General features: G+C 73.1%; 16 protein-coding genes. 8 read left to right on the top strand and 8 right to left on the bottom strand.

Annotation, left to right across the window (positions count from 1 at the left end; translation table 11 throughout):
- Positions 1-20: 20 nt before the first annotated feature.
- Positions 21-1,832: a gamma-glutamyltransferase family protein gene (locus ACFY1P_RS10245; protein ID WP_390750378.1), complete on the bottom strand. Its 1,812-nt coding sequence runs from the start codon at positions 1,830-1,832 to the stop codon at positions 21-23.
- A gap of 143 nt (positions 1,833-1,975) precedes the next feature.
- On the opposite strand from ACFY1P_RS10245, the gene ACFY1P_RS10240 reads away from it, so the two are divergent.
- Complete coding sequence (locus tag ACFY1P_RS10240) at positions 1,976-3,031, top strand: biotin/lipoate A/B protein ligase family protein (RefSeq protein WP_361527717.1); 1,056 nt, start codon at positions 1,976-1,978, stop codon at positions 3,029-3,031.
- 15 nt (positions 3,032-3,046) lie between these two features.
- On the opposite strand, the gene ACFY1P_RS10235 is transcribed toward ACFY1P_RS10240, so the two are convergent.
- The 5 genes from ACFY1P_RS10235 to ACFY1P_RS10215 form a co-directional block, all read right to left on the bottom strand.
- A complete protein-coding gene (locus tag ACFY1P_RS10235) occupies positions 3,047-3,730 on the bottom strand; it encodes a GNAT family protein (protein WP_361527719.1) in 684 nt (227 codons plus the stop codon).
- Between the two features lie 307 nt (positions 3,731-4,037).
- Positions 4,038-5,042 carry a TIGR03842 family LLM class F420-dependent oxidoreductase gene (locus ACFY1P_RS10230; RefSeq protein WP_361527721.1) on the bottom strand — a complete coding sequence of 335 codons (1,005 nt, stop codon included), beginning with the start codon at positions 5,040-5,042 and terminating at the stop codon, positions 4,038-4,040.
- 13 nt (positions 5,043-5,055) lie between these two features.
- The gene (gene hydA, locus ACFY1P_RS10225; protein ID WP_361527723.1) at positions 5,056-6,456 is read right to left on the bottom strand and encodes a dihydropyrimidinase; all 1,401 of its coding nucleotides are present in this window, start codon (positions 6,454-6,456) and stop codon (positions 5,056-5,058) included.
- Positions 6,453-7,733 carry an aspartate aminotransferase family protein gene (locus tag ACFY1P_RS10220; RefSeq protein WP_361527725.1) on the bottom strand — a complete coding sequence of 427 codons (1,281 nt, stop codon included), beginning with the start codon at positions 7,731-7,733 and terminating at the stop codon, positions 6,453-6,455. Before ACFY1P_RS10220 ends, hydA begins: the two co-directional genes overlap by 4 nt.
- Positions 7,734-7,813: 80 nt before the next feature.
- Complete coding sequence (locus tag ACFY1P_RS10215; RefSeq protein ID WP_361527727.1) at positions 7,814-8,656, bottom strand: nitrilase-related carbon-nitrogen hydrolase; 843 nt, start codon at positions 8,654-8,656, stop codon at positions 7,814-7,816.
- A 162-nt stretch (positions 8,657-8,818) separates the two neighbouring features.
- On the opposite strand from ACFY1P_RS10215, the gene ACFY1P_RS10210 reads away from it, so the two are divergent.
- The 5 genes from ACFY1P_RS10210 (at position 8,819) to ACFY1P_RS10190 (ending at position 13,417) form a co-directional block, all read left to right on the top strand.
- A complete protein-coding gene (locus ACFY1P_RS10210) occupies positions 8,819-9,262 on the top strand; it encodes a MarR family transcriptional regulator (RefSeq protein ID WP_361527729.1) in 444 nt (147 codons plus the stop codon).
- Positions 9,259-10,548, top strand: coding sequence for an MFS transporter (locus ACFY1P_RS10205; protein WP_390750377.1), 1,290 nt, complete (start codon positions 9,259-9,261; stop codon positions 10,546-10,548). The genes ACFY1P_RS10210 and ACFY1P_RS10205 overlap by 4 nt, the downstream gene beginning before the upstream one ends.
- Positions 10,549-10,558: 10 nt before the next feature.
- Complete coding sequence (locus ACFY1P_RS10200) at positions 10,559-11,110, top strand: isochorismatase family protein (protein WP_361527733.1); 552 nt, start codon at positions 10,559-10,561, stop codon at positions 11,108-11,110.
- Positions 11,111-11,426: 316 nt separating this feature from the next.
- Complete coding sequence (locus tag ACFY1P_RS10195; protein WP_390750376.1) at positions 11,427-12,902, top strand: AlkA N-terminal domain-containing protein; 1,476 nt, start codon at positions 11,427-11,429, stop codon at positions 12,900-12,902.
- A gap of 5 nt (positions 12,903-12,907) precedes the next feature.
- Positions 12,908-13,417, top strand: coding sequence for a methylated-DNA--[protein]-cysteine S-methyltransferase (locus tag ACFY1P_RS10190; RefSeq protein ID WP_361527737.1), 510 nt, complete (start codon positions 12,908-12,910; stop codon positions 13,415-13,417).
- Positions 13,418-13,433: 16 nt separating this feature from the next.
- Here the strand turns inward: ACFY1P_RS10190 and ACFY1P_RS10185 are convergent, their stop codons facing one another.
- Together ACFY1P_RS10185 and ACFY1P_RS10180 are read right to left on the bottom strand one after the other, a co-directional pair.
- Positions 13,434-14,024, bottom strand: coding sequence for a hypothetical protein (locus tag ACFY1P_RS10185; RefSeq protein WP_390750375.1), 591 nt, complete (start codon positions 14,022-14,024; stop codon positions 13,434-13,436).
- Positions 14,021-14,293, bottom strand: a complete 273-nt coding sequence (locus tag ACFY1P_RS10180; protein WP_390750374.1) for a hypothetical protein — start codon at positions 14,291-14,293, stop codon at positions 14,021-14,023. Before ACFY1P_RS10180 ends, ACFY1P_RS10185 begins: the two co-directional genes overlap by 4 nt.
- 1,566 nt (positions 14,294-15,859) lie before the next feature.
- Here ACFY1P_RS10180 and ACFY1P_RS10175 point away from each other — a divergent pair.
- Together ACFY1P_RS10175 and ACFY1P_RS10170 are read left to right on the top strand one after the other, a co-directional pair.
- Positions 15,860-16,150, top strand: a complete 291-nt coding sequence (locus ACFY1P_RS10175; RefSeq protein ID WP_361527755.1) for a hypothetical protein — start codon at positions 15,860-15,862, stop codon at positions 16,148-16,150.
- Between the two features lie 86 nt (positions 16,151-16,236).
- Positions 16,237-16,806: a TetR/AcrR family transcriptional regulator gene (locus ACFY1P_RS10170; RefSeq protein ID WP_390750373.1), complete on the top strand. Its 570-nt coding sequence runs from the start codon at positions 16,237-16,239 to the stop codon at positions 16,804-16,806.

Below are 16,806 nucleotides of genomic sequence, written 5' to 3'. Positions count from 1 at the left end.
CAGGTGAAGGGAACTCGTGGTCAGCGGCCGACCGCGTAGCCCTGCATGCCCCGTGGATTGGCGGCCGCCGACAGCACGCCCGTCTCCGGGTCGCGCGCCACCGCGCACAGCCGCCCCTCCGACCACGATGTGGCGATCGTCACGTCGTGGCCCCGGCGCCGCAGCTCCTCGACGACCGGCTCCCCGATCCGGGCCTCCACCGTGACCGAGCCGGGCCGCGTCGCGCGCGGGTGGAAGGAGCTGGGGAACGACTCCTGGTGCCAGTTGGGGGCGTCGATCGCGCCCTGGAGGTCGGGCCCGCCGCGCACGGCGGGGCGCAGCGTGGCCGCGAGGAGGAAGTGCAGCTGCCACTGGTCCTGCTGGTCCCCGCCGGGTGTGCCGAAGGCCAGCACCGGCTCACCGCCGCGCAGCGCCAGGGACGGCGTCAACGTCGTACGCGGACGCCGCCCGGGGGTGAGCGAATTGGGCAGCCCGGCCTCGAGCCAGGTCATCTGGAGCCGGGTGCCGAGGGGGAACCCGAGCTCGGGGACGACGGGGTTGGACTGCAGCCAGCCGCCACTGGGCGTCGCGGAGATCATGTTGCCCCAGCGGTCGACGACGTCGAGGTGACAGGTGTCGCCACGCGTCACCCCGTCGGGGCCGACGGCCGGGTCGGCGCCGTAGGCGAGGGTCGGCTCGCCCCCGCCCGACAGCAGCGGCACCTCCGGCACCTCGGCGGCCGTGAGCGCGTGCCGGGGCAGACGCGGCGTACGGCCCCCGGGGCTGCCCGGCCGCAGGTCGTACGACGCGGTCTCGCCGATCAGGGACCGGCGGGCGGAGTTGTAGCCGTCCGAGAGGAGCTCGCGCAGGGGCACGACACCGGTGGCGTCGCCATACCACGCCTCGCGGTCGGCCATGGCGAGCTTGCCGCCCTCGACGAGCGTGTGGACGTAGTCGCCGGTGCCGTACTCCGGGAGCTCGCCCAGCAGGGCGAGCTGCTGGAGGAGGACCGGTCCCTGGGACCAGGGGCCGGCCTTGCACACGGTCCAGCCATGCCAGTCGTACGTGACCGGGTCCTCGTAACCGGCCCGGAATCCGGCGAGGTCGTCGCCGGTGAGCGGGGCGGTGTGCCGCTCACCGGAGGAGTCCAGGGTGGGGCGGGCGGCGGCCCGCACGAGCGCCTCGGCCACGAAGCCCTCGCGCCAGGCGTGGCGGGCGGCGTCGATGCGCCGCTCCCGGCTGCCGCCCGCCGCGTCGGCCTCGGCGAGGAGACGGCGCCAGGTGGCGGCGAGCGCGGGGTTCCGGAAGAGCCGCCCGGGGACGGGCGGCCGGCCGCCCGGCAGATAGAGCGCGGCGGAGTCCTGCCACTCGGTGGTGAACAGCTCCCGCACCGCCCGCACGGTCCGGCCGACCGCCTCGACGGGTGCGTGCCCGGTCTCCGCGTACCCGATGGCGTACGACAGGACGTCGGCGAGCGGCTTGGTGCCGTGGTCGCGCAACAGCAGCAGCCAGGCGTCGAACGCGCCCGGCACCGCGGCCGCGAGGGGCCCGGTGCCGGGCACGAGCGTCAGACCCAGCGAGGTGTAGTGCGCGATGCTCGCGCCCGCGGGCGCGGGCCCCTGACCGCAGAGCACCCGCACGGCACCGCCCGCGGGAGCGATGAGGGCGGGCACCTCACCGGCCGGCCCGTTCATGTGCGGCTCGACGACCTGGAGCACGAAGCCCGCCGCCACGGCCGCGTCGAAGGCGTTGCCCCCACCCTCCAGCACGGCCATCGCGGACTGCGAGGCGAGCCAGTGCGTGGAGGAGACCATGCCGAAGGTGCCCTGGAGGGTGGGTCGCGTGGTGAACATGACCTCTAGGAAGACAGATGCTTCAACTGGCACGCAATAGCGCCGCGACGCCCGGCGGGGGCCCGCCGGCGGTGGAGTTACGGTTGATCCCGCGATCGGCCGGGTGGCCGGGCGCCCCGAGAGAACAAGCAGGAGGACGCGCCGTGCACGGCGAATACAAAGTACCGGGCGGGAAGCTCGTCGTCGTGGACGTGGACGTCGAGGACGGAGCCCTGCGCGACGTCCGGGTGGCCGGTGACTTCTTCCTCGAACCGGACGAGGCGCTGTTCGACATCAACCGCGCCCTGGAGGGCGCGCCGGCCGACACCCCCGCCCCGGAGCTCGCCGCCCGCATCGACGCCGCCCTCCCCGAAGGCACGGTCATGTTCGGCCTCACCTCCGAGGCCGTGGGCATCGCGGTGCGACGGGCGCTCGCGAACGCCTCCGACTGGCATGACTACGACTGGCAGCTCATCCACGACGGCCCCCAGTCCCCGGCGCTGCACATGGCGCTGGACGAGGTGCTGACCGCCGAGGTCGCGGCCGGGCGCCGGCCGCCGACGCTGCGGGTGTGGGAGTGGGGCTCGCCCGCCGTCGTCATCGGCAGCTTCCAGTCCTTGCGCAACGAGGTCGACCCCGAGGGCGCGGCCCGCCACGGCATGACCGTGGTACGCCGGATCTCGGGCGGCGGCGCGATGTTCATCGAACCGGGCAACACCATCACCTACTCCCTGTGCGTGCCCGACGCCCTGGTGCAGGGCCTGTCCTTCGCCGACAGCTACGCCTATCTGGACGACTGGGTGCTGGGCGCGCTGGAGGGCATGGGCGTCAAGGCGTGGTACCAGCCGCTCAACGACATCGCCACCGACTCCGGGAAGATCGCGGGCGCGGCCCAGAAGCGGCTGGTCGGGGCGGAGGGCGCGGTCCTGCACCACGTGACCATGGCCTACGACATCGACGCCGACAAGATGCTCGACGTGCTGCGGATCGGCAAGGAGAAGCTGTCCGACAAGGGGACGAAGAGCGCGAAGAAGCGGGTGGACCCGCTGCGCCGCCAGACGGGGCTGCCGCGGGCCGCCGTCATCGAGCGGATGGTCGCGTCCTTCCGCGACCGCTACGGACTGACGGAGGGCGCGGTCACCCCCGAGGAGATGGCCCGCGCCCGCGCTCTGGCGGAGACGAAGTTCAGCTCGGAGGAGTGGACGGCGCGCGTCCCGTAAAAGGGAAGGAGCGCCCTAGGCCGACATGAGCGGGCGCAGTTGCCGCGGGCCTGGAGCCGCCGCCACCCGCTCTTCGAGGCGCTCCCGTACGTGGGGCCACTCCTCGTCGAGGACCGAATAGAACGCCGTGCCCCGCACCATGCCGTCCAGGCCGCGGGTGTGGGCCCGGCGGACGCCTTCGAGGGTCGCGCCGAGGCGTTCGATCGCCGCGCGTGAGCGGAGGTTGCGGGCGTCGGCGCGCAGGGACACGCGCCGGACGCCCCACGTCTCGAAGGCGTGGCGCAGCAGGAGCAGCTTGGCCTCGGTGTTGATCCCGGTGCCCTGGGCGCGTGGGGAGAGCCAGGTGCCGCCGATCTCCGTCGCGTCGGGTATCGCGGTGAGCGGGTCGCCCAGGGGCTCGCGCGGGGCGGGCGGCCAGGGCACCGGGCCCTGCCAGTAGTCCAGCTCGCAGAACCGCGTCGAGCCCACGATCAGGCCGTCGGCTGCCCGGACCACGGCGAAGGGCAGCGCCCGGCCCGCGACCCGGGCCGCCACGGCCTCGGCGACATAGCGCTTCGTGGCCTCCACCCCGTGGGGGACGGGCGTGAAGGCGTAGCCACCGCTGTCCTCGGCCGCCGCGGCGGCCAGCGCCTCGACGTGCCGCTCACCGAGCGGCTCCAGCCGCACGGCGCGTCCGTGGAGGAAGACGGGTACGGGCATGGGGCCTTGCCTCCTTCAGCGGGGGAACCGGGGACCCGGCGGCGGGCGTCGCGTGCACCGCGAGGCATGTGCGCCGGGTGTGGCCAGTGTGCGTGTGGGAAGTCGCCGGTCGAGGGTCGGCAGGGCGAAGGTCAGGGGACGGGCAGGTGAAGGCGTGGTGCGGGGCCCTCGCGGCCCCGTCGCATCGCGTATGCGAATACCCGCAGCCCGTGTGCGGAGCTACTCGCAGCCCGTGTGCGGAGCCGCTGACCGCCGGGCCGGGGGAGCCCCGGCCGACGGTCGAGGACGCCCCCCCTGGACGCACCCCCTAGGAGCCGGCCAGCGCGGGAATGATCTCCCGGCCGTAGGCGTCGATGGTCGCCTCCTTCGCGTCGTGCATCGCGTAGACCGCGAACTGGTCCACCCCCAGCGCCCGCAGCTCCGCCAGCCGCTCGCGGTGCGCTTCGACGGGGCCGAGCAGGCAGAACCGGTCGACGATGGAGTCGGGCACGAAGTCCGTGGAGGGGTTCCCCGCGCGGCCGTGGTGGCTGTAGTCGTAGCCGTGGCGCTGCTTGATGTAGTCGGTGAGGGCCTCCGGCACCAGACCGGAGTGCTCGCCGTACCGCTGGACCAGGTCGGCGACGTGGTTGCCGACCATGCCGCCGAACCAGCGGCACTGCTCGCGCGCGTGGTCCAGGTCGTCGCCCACATAGGCGGGCGCGGCGACACAGATGGTGACGGAGTCCGGATCGCGCCCGGCGTCGGAGGCCGCGGTCCGCACGGCCTTGACCATCCACTCCGTGAGGAAGGGGTCGGCGAGCTGGAGGATGAAGCCGTCGGCCTCCCGACCGGCGAGGGCGAGCGCCTTGGGGCCGTACGCCCCCATCCACACCGGGAGGCTGCCGTTCCGCACCCAGGGGAGGCGCATCGGCGTGCCGCCCACATCCGCCTCGCGCCCCTCGGCGAGGTCGCGGATGACGCGCATCGCCTCGCTCAGGGTGGCGAGGGTGTTGGGCTTGCGGCCGGCCACCCGCATCGCGGAGTCGCCGCGGCCGATGCCGCACACGGTGCGGTTGCCGTACATGTCGTTGAGCGTGGCGAAGGTGGAGGCCGTGACCTCGGGGGTGCGGGTGGAGGGGTTGGTGACCATGGGCCCGACGATCAGCCGCTCGGTGTGGTCGAGGACGCGGCTGAGGATGACGAAGGGCTCCTGCCACAGCACGGCGGAGTCGAAGGTCCAGCCGTAGCGGAAGCCGGCGCCCTCGGCACGGCGCATCAGGTCCACCACGGCGGAGGCGGGCGGGTCGGTCTGGAGGACGATTCCGAAGTCCACGGCGGTGTGCTCCTTACGCGAGGTACTGACAAGTGCTGCGCGGTACGTAACGGCCGTGCCCGGCACGCCCCGTGAACCGCCGCTGTTCGATGACGGTCTCGCCGCGCGACAGCACGGTCTCGACCTGCCCGGTGATCCGCTTGCCCTCGTAGGCGGAGTAGTCGACGTTCATGTGGTGGGTCGAGGCGGAGAGGGTCTGCCGGGCGTGCGGGTCGTAGATGACGAGGTCGGCGTCACCGCCGGGCGTGATGGTGCCCTTGTGCGGGGCGAGGCCGAACATCCTGGCGGGGGCGGCGCAGGCGATCTCGATCCACCGGCGGCGGGTGATGCGGCCGTCGACGACGGCCTGGTGCAGGAGGTCCATGCGGTTCTCCACGCCGGGCAGACCGTTGGGGATCTTCGAGAAGTCCCCGCGGCCCAGCTCCTTCTGGCCGGCGAAGCAGAACGGGCAGTGGTCGGTGGAGACCACCTGGAGATCGTCCGTGCGCAGCCCGCGCCAGAGCGCCTCCTGGTGCTCGCGCGGCCGCAGGGGCGTCGAGCAGACGTACTTGGCGCCCTCGAAGCCCGGTTCGGCGAGATTGTCGGTGGAGAGGAAGAGATATTGCGGGCAGGTCTCGCCGAAGACCGGCAGGCCCTTGTCCCGCGCCTGCGCCAGCTCGGCGAGCGCCTCCTCCGCCGAGACGTGCACGACGTAGAGAGGGCTGCCGGCCACCCGGGCGAGCTGGATGGCGCGGTGGGTGGCCTCGGCCTCCAGCAGCGCCCGGCGGACCTCGCCGTGATAGCGCGGATCCGTGTGGCCCGCCGCGAGGGCCTGCTCCACCAGAACGTCGATGGCGATGCCGTTCTCGGCGTGCATCATGATCAGCCCGCCGTTGCCCGCGGCGCGCTGCATGGCCCGCAGGATCTGCCCGTCGTCGCTGTAGAACACCCCTGGATAGGCCATGAAGAGCTTGTACGACGTGACGCCCTCGCCCACCAGGAGGTCCATCTCCTTCAGCGAACTCTCGTTCACATCGGAGAGGATCATGTGGAAGGCGTAGTCGACGGCACAGGTGCCCTCGGCCTTCGCGTGCCAGGCGTCGAGCCCTTCGCGCAGCGCCCCGCCGCGTGGCTGGACGGCGAAGTCGACGACGGTCGTGGTGCCGCCCCACGCGGCGGCGCGGGTGCCCGTCTCGAAGGTGTCCGAGGAGGCGGTGCCGCCGAAGGGGAGCTCGAAGTGCGTGTGGGCGTCCACCCCGCCGGGGATGACGTACTTCCCCGTGGCGTCCAGGGTGCGGTCCGCCGTCCAGCCCTGGGCGAAGGCGCTGTCGGGCGTGGCGAGGGCGGCGATCCTGCCGTCCTCGACCAGGACGTCCGCCATGGTCTCCTCGGCGGCGGTGATGACGAGCCCGCCGCGAATGGCCGTTCTGGTCATGGCCCCTCCTCCTTGTCCTCCTGGTGTGCGTCCTGCACCTGGCGCAGGGCCTCTTCGAGGAGCGCGGCGCCTTCCTCCGCCTCGGCGACGGTGAGACTGAGGGGCGGGGCGATGCGCAGCACATTCCCCTCGTGGCCGCCCTTGCCGATCAGCAGGCCGCGCTCGCGGGCGTGCTCCAGGGCGAGGGCGGCGGCCTCCGGCGCGGGCGATCCGTCGGGCCGTACTAGCTCGACCCCGGCCATCAGGCCGCGGCCGCGCACCTCCCGCACGACGGGGAGCCCGGCGGCGATCGCGCGCAGCCGCTCGATGAGGAGGCCGCCGACGCGGCGGGCGTTGCCCTGGAGGTCGTGCTCCAGCAGATAGGTGAGGTTGGCCAGGCCGGCGGCCATGGTGACGGGGCTGCCGCCGAAGGTCGAGATGGAGTTGGCGGAGAGGCAGTTCATCACCTCGGCGCGAGCGACGACCCCGCCGACGGACATGCCGTTGCCGATGCCCTTGGCGAAGGTGAGGATGTCGGGCGGGCCGCTCGCCGCGTGCGCCTGCCAGCCCCAGAAGTGGTCGCCGGTGCGGCCCCAGCCGGTCTGCACCTCGTCGGAGATCCACAGGATGCCGTGGCGCGCGAGGACTTCGCGGAACGCGGCGAACAGCCCGTCGGGCGGTGCGGTGAACCCGCCGACGCCCTGCACCGGTTCGGCGATCAGGGCGGCGACATTGCCGTGCGCCTGGCCGAGCATGTCCTCCAGATCCGCGACGCAGGCCGCGATGAATTCCGCGTCGGACAGCTCCGCGAACGGCCCGCGGGTGCGCACGCCGCCGTGCAGATAGAGGGTCTGCAAGGGGGAGAGACTGGTGGGTGACCAGGAGGTGTTGCCGGTGATGCCGACCGTCGAGAAGGAGCGGCCGTGGTAGCTGTTCCGCATCGCCAGGATCTGGTTGGACCGGCGGTGGGTCGTGGCGAGCAGCAGGGCCGCGTCGTTGGCCTCGGTGCCGGAGGTGGTGAAGAAGACCCGTGCGTCGGGGATCCCGGAGAGCGAGGCGATCCGCTCGGCCAGCTCCACCATGTGCCGGTCGAGATAGAGCGTGGAGGTGTGCAGGATGCGGCCCGCCTGCTCGGCGACCGCCTTGGTGACCTCGGGGAGGGCGTGGGCGGTCATGGTGGTGAGGATGCCGCCGAAGAAGTCGAGATAGCGGCGGCCCTCGGAGTCCCACACGTGACGGCCCTCGCCGTGGGTGAGCTCCAGCGGCTCGCGGTAGTAGAGCGTGAGCCACTCGGGCATTACGGCCCGGTGCCGGACGTGCAACGGGGCGGCGGGGGTGGGCGCGTGGCCGGGGGGAGGCCCCGCCGGGGGCGCGGCGCTCACGGCCGGACCAGCCCGTCGTAGGCGTCGGGCCTGCGGTCGCGGTAGAAGGCCCACTGCTTGCGGACCTCGTCGATGAGCCCGAAGTCCAGGTCGCGGACGACCAGTTCCTCCTTGGTGTCGCTGGCGACGTCACCGACGAACTGCCCGCGCGGATCCACGAAATACGAGGTGCCGTAGAAGTCGTTGTCGCCGTACTCCTCGCGGCCCACGCGGTTGATCGCGGCCACGAAGTATTCATTGGCGACGGCCGCCGCGGGCTGCTCCAACTGCCAGAGGTGGGCGGAGAGTCCGCGTGAGGTCGCCGAGGGGTTGTAGACGAGCTGGGCCCCGGCCAGGCCGAGCGAGCGCCAGCCCTCGGGGAAGTGGCGGTCGTAGCAGATATAGACACCGACCTTGCCGACGGCCGTGTCGAAGACGGGCCAGCCGAGGTTGCCCGGTTTGAAGTAATACTTCTCCCAGAAGCCCTTGACCTGGGGGATGTGGTGCTTGCGGTACTTCCCCAGATAGCGGCCGTCGGCGTCGATCACGGCCGCCGTGTTGTAGTAGAAACCGGACTGCTCGATCTCGAAGACGGGCACGACGATCACCATGCCGGTCTCCCGCGCGAGCTCCCGCATCCGCCGCACCGTGGGCCCGTCGGGCACCTCCTCGGCCCAGCGGTAATGCTCGCTTTCCTGGACCTGGCAGAAATACGGGGCGTTGAAGACCTCTTGGAAGCCGATCACCTGCGCGCCTTGGGCGGCGGCCGCGCGGGCGTGCTCCTCGTGCTTGGCGATCATCGATTCGGTGTCGCCGGTCCAGGTCGCCTGAACCAGAGCGGCGCGCACAACATTGGCCATGAGCTGCTCCTTTGCCGGGGCGTCAGCCAGGCTGACACGCGTAGATCCACGTGTGCTGCGACCGTATGACCCGTCACGCTCTGTGGCAAGACCAGCGCGCGGCCTGTGGATAACTAGACAGGCAAACTTGCAAGTTTTTCTGTCGTTATTTACGGTGGGGTCATGCGTGACAAGGAAAGCGAAAAGGAGCGGGAACGCGTCGCCGCCGATCTGGCCGCCACCGTCTCCCAGCTCATGCGGCGCCTGCGCGCGGCCTCGCCCCAGGGCGCCCTCACCCCTTCCCAGCGCGCCGTGCTCAGCCGGCTCGGCACCGACGGACCCGCCACGACCGCGGCACTGGCCCGCGCGGAACTCGTCCGCCCCCAGTCCATGCGCGTGATCCTCGGCGTCCTGGAGGAGATGGAGATGGTCACCCGCGCCCCGCACCCCACGGACGGCCGGCAGGTCGTCTTCTCCCTCACGGCCGAGGGGGAGGAGGGGCTCGCGTCCGTACGCGACTCCAAGAACAGCTGGCTCGCGGCCGCCATCGAGCGCCGCCTCGACCCCGACGAACAGCGCACCCTGACCGAAGCCACTCGCCTGCTCAAACGCCTGGTCGAAGAGTGAAACGGCCCGGACGCCTGCCCCGGATACCCGGCACGGGGGCGGGGCACGACAACAGCGGGACGGACTTACCCCCGGACGGGGACGGCTCCCGGCCGGCCTTCGGCGGCCGCTTCATGGCACCGCTCCTCCTCGGCGCGGTCCTCAACCCCCTCAACACCACCGCGATCGCCACCGGCCTCGTCGCCATCGGCCACGACCTCGGCACCGGCCCGTCCGGCACCGCCTGGCTGATCTCCTCCCTCTACCTCGCCAGCGCGGTCGGCCAGCCCCTCATGGGACGGCTCGCCGACCTGCTCGGCCCCCGCCGCGTCTTCCTCGCCGGCCTGCTGGTGGTGTGCGCCGCGGGGCTGACCGGCGCGCTCGCCACCGGCCTCGGCCAGCTGATCGTCTCCCGCGTCCTGCTCGGCATCGGCACCTCCGCCGCCTACCCCGCCGCCATGGCCATGCTCCGGGCCGAATCCCTGCGCGTCGGCCGCGAACCACCGCGCACCGTCCTCGGACGGCTCTCCCTCGCGGCGCTCGGCAGCGCCGCCGTCGGCCCCGCGCTCGGCGGGCTGCTCACCGCCACCACCGGCTGGCGCGGCATCTTCGCCGTCAACGTGCCGCTGGCGCTCGTCCCGTTCCTCCTCGGCCTGCGCCGGCTGCCGCGCGACACCGTACGCCCGGCACGCGGCGGCGACCGCCCCACCGAGCACACCCCACTGCCCGCGCTCCTGCGCAACCGGCCCCTCGTCGTCACCTGCCTGCGGCACGGGCTCGCCTACCTCACCATCTACTGCACGCTCTACGGCTTCACCCAGTGGCTGGAGGAATCCCACCGCTACTCCTCCTTGACCACCGGCCTCGTCATGCTCCCCATGTCCGGTGCGGCGGCGGTCTGTTCACTGCTCGGCGCCCGTACGAAGGGCCTGCGCGCGCCCCTCACCGCGGCGGCCGCGCTGCTCGCCCTCGGCAGCGGAGGACTCTTCCTCGCGCGCGGCGGCACCCCGCTCGCCGCACTGCTGCTGATCTCCGCGCTCTTCGGCGTACCGCAGGGCCTCGCCTCCACCGGCAACCAGGCCGCCGTCTACGCCCAGGCACCGCCCGGCGGCGTCGGCGCCGCGGCCGGGATCCAGCGCGCCGCGCAGTATCTCGGTGCCATCGCCGCCACCGCCCTGATCGGCCTCTGCTACGGGCAGCGGGCCACCGACACCGGCCTGCACCACCTCGCCACCGTCACCGGTGCGCTGAGCCTCGCCCTCGTCCTCCTGACCTTCACCGACCGCGCCCTGCGCCCCCGCACCTGAGGAGCCCCTCATGCCCGCCACCACCCTCGACCCCCGGACCGCACTGGTCCTCATCGACCTCCAGAAGGGCATCCTCGCCCTCCCCACCGCCCACCCCGCCGCCGAGATCCTCACCCGCGGCGCCCGGCTGGCCGCCGCCTTCCGCCAGCGCGGCCTGCCGGTCGTGCTCGTACGGGTCGTCGGCGCCGCACCCGGCCGCACCGACGCTCCACCGCGCGGCGGCCGGCCCCCGGCCGACTTCGCCGACCTGGCCCCCGAACTCGACCGCCAGGACAGCGACATCGTGATCACCAAGCACACGTGGGGTGCGTTCCATGCCACCGATCTCGACCTCCAGCTGCGGCGGCGGGGTGTCACCCAGATCGTCCTCGGAGGCATCGCGACGGGCGCGGGTGTCGAGTCGACGGCTCGCGCGGCGCACGAGCACGGCTATCACGTGACGGTCGCTGTCGATGCCGTCACCGATCCTGACCCTGAGGTCCATCGGGTGGCTGTGGAGCGGGTGCTTCCGCGGGTGGCGGAGGTGGATACGGTGGATAACGTGCTGAGGTTGTTGGGCTGACGGGCGCCTGGCGGCGGCGATTTTTGTTCCCCAGCCCCGCCCCTTCCCGAAACCTGGGAGACCCCGGACCCCCTTGACCGCGCTTCGCGCGGTGTCCTCAATCGCCGGACGGGCTGGTTTTGGCTGATGGGGGTACGCAATTTCAGCCCGTCCGGCGATTGAGGACGAGCGCCGCAGGCGCTGCGCGTCAGCCGACGTACCCGCACATCAGACGCAGCCGGGAAGGGACGGGGCTGGGGAACAAAGCCCGCCACCCCCAAACGTCCATGTCGGATTCCCGCGAGCCAAACCCACCCCACCGGCCCATCCTTGAAGCATGTACACCGACTTCGACCGCTGTGTCAGGGCCGTCCGCTCCAAGGACGCCCGCTTCGACGGGTGGTTCTACACCGCCGTGCTCACCACACGCATCTACTGCCGTCCGAGCTGCCCGGCCGTGCCGCCGAAGGACCGGAACATGAGCTTCTATCCGAGTGCGGCCGCCGCCCAGCAGGCCGGATTCCGGGCCTGCAAGCGCTGCCGGCCCGATGCGAGCCCCGGCTCGCCGCAGTGGAACGAACGGGCCGATCTCGTCGCCCGGGCCATGCGGCTCATCGGTGACGGCACGGTCGACCGCGAAGGAGTCCCCGGCCTCGCCGCCCGTCTCGGTTACAGCACCCGGCAGATCGAGCGCCAGCTGCTCGCCGAGCTCGGCGCGGGTCCGCTCGCCCTGGCCCGCGCCCAGCGGGCGCAGACCGCCCGCATCCTCATCGAGACCAGCGAACTGTCCATGGCGGACGCCGCGTTCGCCTCCGGCTTCTCCTCCGTCCGCGCCTTCAACGAGACCGTGCGCGAGGTCTTCGCGCTCTCTCCCACCGAACTCCGCGCCCGCGCGGCCCACGGCCGCCGGCCCGCCACCCCCGGCGTGCTGGCGCTCCGGCTGCCCTTCCGGGCGCCCCTGTGCCCCGACAACCTCTTCGGCCACCTCGTGGCGACCGCCGTGCCCGGCGTGGAGGAGTGGCGCGACGGCGCGTACCGCCGCACCCTGCGCCTCCCGTACGGCCACGGCACGGTCGCCCTCGCCCCGCGCCCCGACCACATCGACTGCCGGCTCGCCCTCTCCGACCTGCGCGACCTGGCCGGAGCCATCAGCCGCTGCCGGAACCTCCTCGACCTCGACGCGGACCCGCAGGCGGTGGACGAACTGCTCGCCGCCGACGAGCGGTTGGCGCCCCTCGTCGCCAAGGCCCCCGGCCGGCGGGTGCCGCGCACCGTGGACCCGGAGGAGTTCGCCGTCCGGGCCGTGCTCGGCCAGCAGGTGTCGACCGCCGCGGCCCGCACGCTCGCCGCCCGCCTCGTCACCGCCCACGGCGAGCCCGTCGACGACCCGGCCGGGGGCGGCCTCACCCACCTCTTCCCGTCGGCCGAGGCACTCTCCGGCCTCGACCCCGCGGCGCTCGCCATGCCAGGGGGCCGCCGCACCACCGTCGTGACCCTGGTCCGGGCCCTCGCGTCCGGCGGACTCTCCCTCGGCGTCGGCAGCGACCGCGCGCAGGCGTACGCCCAGCTCGCCGAGCTGCCCGGCATGGGCCCCTGGACCACCGGGATCATCGGCATGCGGGCGCTCGGCGACCCCGACGCCTTCGTGCCGACAGACCTCGGCGTCCGGCACGGCGCCGCGGCCCGCGGCCTGCCCGCGACCCCCGGGGCACTGACCCGGCACGCCGCCGCGTGGCGGCCGTGGCGGGCATACGCCGTCCAGCACCTGTGGGCGGCCCACGACCACCCCATCAACGACATGCCCAAGGACTGAGCACCATGCAGCGCGTACACACCGTCATCGACAGCCCCGTGGGCCCCCTGACCCTCGTCGCCACCGACGGCACCCTGTCCGGCCTCTACATGACCGACCAGCGGCACCGGCCGCCCCAGGAGACGTTCGGCGAGCGGGACGACAGGCCGTTCCCCGAGGCACTGCGCCAGCTCGCGGCGTACTTCGCGGGCGAGTCGACCCGCTTCGAGCTCCCGCTGCGCCTGGACGGCACACCCTTCCAGCGGCGCGTGTGGGCGGGGCTCCTGGAGATCCCGTACGGCGAGACGCTCTCGTACGGCGAGCTCGCCGAGCACATCGGCGCGCCCAACGCGTCCCGCGCGGTGGGCCTGGCGAACGGCAAGAACCCCATCGGCATCATCGTCCCCTGCCATCGCGTCGTGGGCTCGACGGGCGGGCTCACGGGCTACGGGGGCGGCCTGGACCGCAAGCGGAAGCTTCTCGCGCTGGAGCGCGGGGCGGAGGTGGGCGCGGCTGCTCCGGACCGGCTGTTCTAGGGGGGACGGCCCGTCCTTAACGCCGGCCCTTCAACGGCCGTTTGTAGTACGCCCACGGGAAGGAACCCGCCCCCACCTGCACCCAGCCCTCCGCTTCCATGCGCCGGTGGCGGTTGCCGACGGCGAACGGGACGCGACGGTGTTCCCACGGGTGGTCCGACGCCTCCACCACGTGGAAGTACGGGCCGTAGTCGACGACGTGCCAGCCCTCCAGCCCCGCCTCCGCGAGCGCGGCCATCTCGTCGAAAGCCGTCAGCGGGGTGAGCACCCGCCGCTCCGGAACCCCCGGTCCTCCGGCCGTGGCGCCGGCCGCCACGGCGGATCCCTTCGCGGCGAACCGCTGTTGGGCCGCCTGCCGGCTCACCCCGAGGATGCGGCCGATGGTGTCCCAGCTGTGGCCCGCCGCCCGCGCGCCCTGCACCGCCTCGCGCAGCAGCCGGCTGGTCTCCTCGGCGCCGACCCGGGTGGCGGCGACCAGGCGGAGATAGCCCTCGGCGTCGTGTTCCAGCGACTCGGCCAGCCCCTCCGGTGCGCCGAGGACGGCGCCCGCGATTCCCTCGCGGATGCGCGTGGCCTCCTCCCGGCCGATCAGCGGTCCGTCGCTCATCGGCCGTCCGCCGCGCGGAGCGGCTCCAGCGCGTCCAGGGCCGCGCGGTCACGCTCACACCGCGCGGCCCGGCCCGCCCGGGCGAGGACAGCGATGGCGGTGAGGACGACGAAGGCGGCGGCGCCCCGGACGATGTAGCGGGCGATATCGGCGCCGTCCGAGAGCTGTGTGCTCATGACGACCAGGGCGATGGCCATGGGGAACATGCCGAACGCGCAGGCCCGGAGGGCTTGAGGGTGGTCGGCGGGCGACCGCGTCTCGGTGATCATGGCGTCAAGATTTCCTTGACGTCGACCGTTTGTCAACCTTTCCTTGACGTGGGCAGTGTTCGCAATTCTGCGAATGTATCGGTTTGTCGATATTTGAACCCATCACCCTTCCGGGGTCGTTTTGTATGACCCGCCGTCCCTCCCGCGGGTGGTGAGCTGCCCGCATCCGGGCCAAGGCGCGGGCTTGTCTCGACGGCGCGTCCCTGCCGCTGTGTTCCTGTGCGACTCCAGGTTTCTGAGGGTGATGGGAGCGATATGTCGCTAAAGAGGAGGCGGGTCGGCGCTTTCGTGGCGGGTGGCGGCGCCGTCACATTGGGGGTGATGTTCGCGCTCTGCACGTCCGCGGGCGGCGCGCTGTCCGCGGCCGCACGGGGCCGTGACGACGGGGTCCCCGGAAAGGTGACCTCCGGTGCGGGGCAGCACGTACGGAAGGAGCCGTCGACCGCCGCGCCGATCGTCGGCATGTACGGCCCCGGGGAACGCGTCCGCATCGATTGCAGGGTCCTCGGTGAGGACGTCCGGGGGGACCGCTCGTGGTACAAGCTCATCCGTGGCGGTGGCTGGATGAGCGCGCGCTACATCCACGCGTACGGCTCGGTGCCGGTGTGCGGCGACGGCCGGCACCACGATTCCCGGCATCCGGTTCCGGGACCGAAGGGGCCCAAGGGCGACAAGGGAGATAAGGGCGACAAGGGGGATCGGGGCCCGGCGGGGCCGAAGGGTCCGAAGGGGGATACCGGTCCGGTGGGGCCGAAAGGCCCGAAGGGGCCCAAGGGGGACCCGGGCCGGGTCGGGCCGCAAGGCAGGCCCGGCGTGGCAGGCCCGAAGGGCGACCCGGGACGTGTAGGCCCCGCGGGCCCGGCAGGTCCGGAGGGAGCGACCGGCGAGACCGGCCCGACCGGGGGCACCGGTCCGGCGGGCCCGGCAGGCCCCAAGGGTGACCCCGGACGCGTGGGGCCCGCGGGCCCGGCGGGAGCGAAGGGTCCCGCCGGGCCGGGTGGTCCCGCCGGGCCCATGGGACCGGCCGGACCCCGGGGCGAAGCGGGAGTGGCCGGTGCCGTCGGTCCCGCCGGGCCGAAGGGTGACAAGGGTGATGCCGGTGCGGTCGGGCCCAAGGGTGACCCGGGCGATCCCGGTGGTCCTGTCGGTCCTGCCGGGCCCAAGGGTGACAGGGGTGAGGCCGGTGACACCGGGCCCGCCGGGCCCGCGGGTCCCAGCGGTCCGGTCGGTCCCGCCGGGCCGTCCGGCTCCACTGGCAGACCCGGTCCGGCCGGCCCCACGGGTCCCGCCGGAGCCGCGGGACCCGCCGGTCCCGGCGGCCCGCCCGGCCCCCAGGGAGAGCGGGGCGACGCGGGTGACAGAGGCCCTGCGGGTCCCAGCGGTCCCACGGGTCCTGCGGGCCCGGAGGGGCCCACCGGGCCCGCAGGGCCCTCCGGCCGCCAAGGCCCTGTCGGCCCGTCCGGCGCCGCCGGCCCCACGGGTCCCACAGGCCCGATGGGCCCGAAGGGCAACAAGGGGGACCCCGGGGCAAGGGGCCCCGCGGGAGCGCAAGGCCCGGCCGGACCCGTGGGTCCTCAAGGCCCCGCCGGCCCCGGACGCGGCGGCCCCCCGCGCGTCGTACAGCAGGAGTTCACCATCGCCTCCCTCGCCCGTGAGCAAGTGCTGAAGAGCCCGGTGTGCCCCTCCGGCACGCGGATCGTCGGCGGCGGATACGCCCAGGTCGGCACGTGGTCGGGGGCGTTGGAGAAGGTCGCGGAGTATCCCCTCGTCCAGGAGAACCGCTATCTGCTGGGAGTGAACAGCGTCAGCCCCAGCGAGGTCACCCTCACGGTCTTCGGGGTGTGCCAGCCCTCCTGACCGCCGGGCGCCCGGAATGGCCCGTCGCCTGACGACGGGTCATTCCCTCCCTCTCTTCTGTACCTACTGGTATGTACACTCGTCTCATGAGCACCTCGGAACGCCTGATCGAGAGCACCCGCGAGCTCCTGTGGGAGCGCGGATACGTCGGCACCAGCCCCAAGGCCATCCAGCAGCGGGCGGGCGCCGGTCAGGGGAGCATGTACCACCACTTCGCGGGCAAGCCGGACCTGGCGCTCGCCGCGATCCGCCGCACCGCGGAGGAGATGCGGGCCAAGGCGGAGGAGCAGTTCTCCGCGCCGGGCACCGCGCTGGAGCGGATCACCGCGTATCTGCTGCGCGAGCGCGACGTCCTCAAAGGCTGTCCCGTCGGCCGGTTGACGCAGGATCCGGAGGTGATGACCGACCGGACGTTGCGCGGTCCGGTCGACGAGACCTTCGAGTGGCTGCGCGGCCGCCTCGCCGAGATCCTCGCGGAGGGTCGCGACCGGGGTGAGCTGGACGCGGCGCTGGACCCCGCCGCCACCGCCTCGGCCGTCGTCGCCGTGCTCCAGGGCGGCTATGTCCTGGCCCGCGCGGCGCAGTCGACGGAGCCGTTCCAGCAGGCCGTCGCCGGCGTGCTCGGCCTGCTGGCAGGCCACGCCACCACCAGGTGA

This window comes from Streptomyces sp. NPDC001407 (genome assembly GCF_042895325.1).
GTDB lineage: Bacteria > Actinomycetota > Actinomycetes > Streptomycetales > Streptomycetaceae > Streptomyces.
This window is presented reverse-complemented; position numbering and strand designations above follow the sequence as displayed.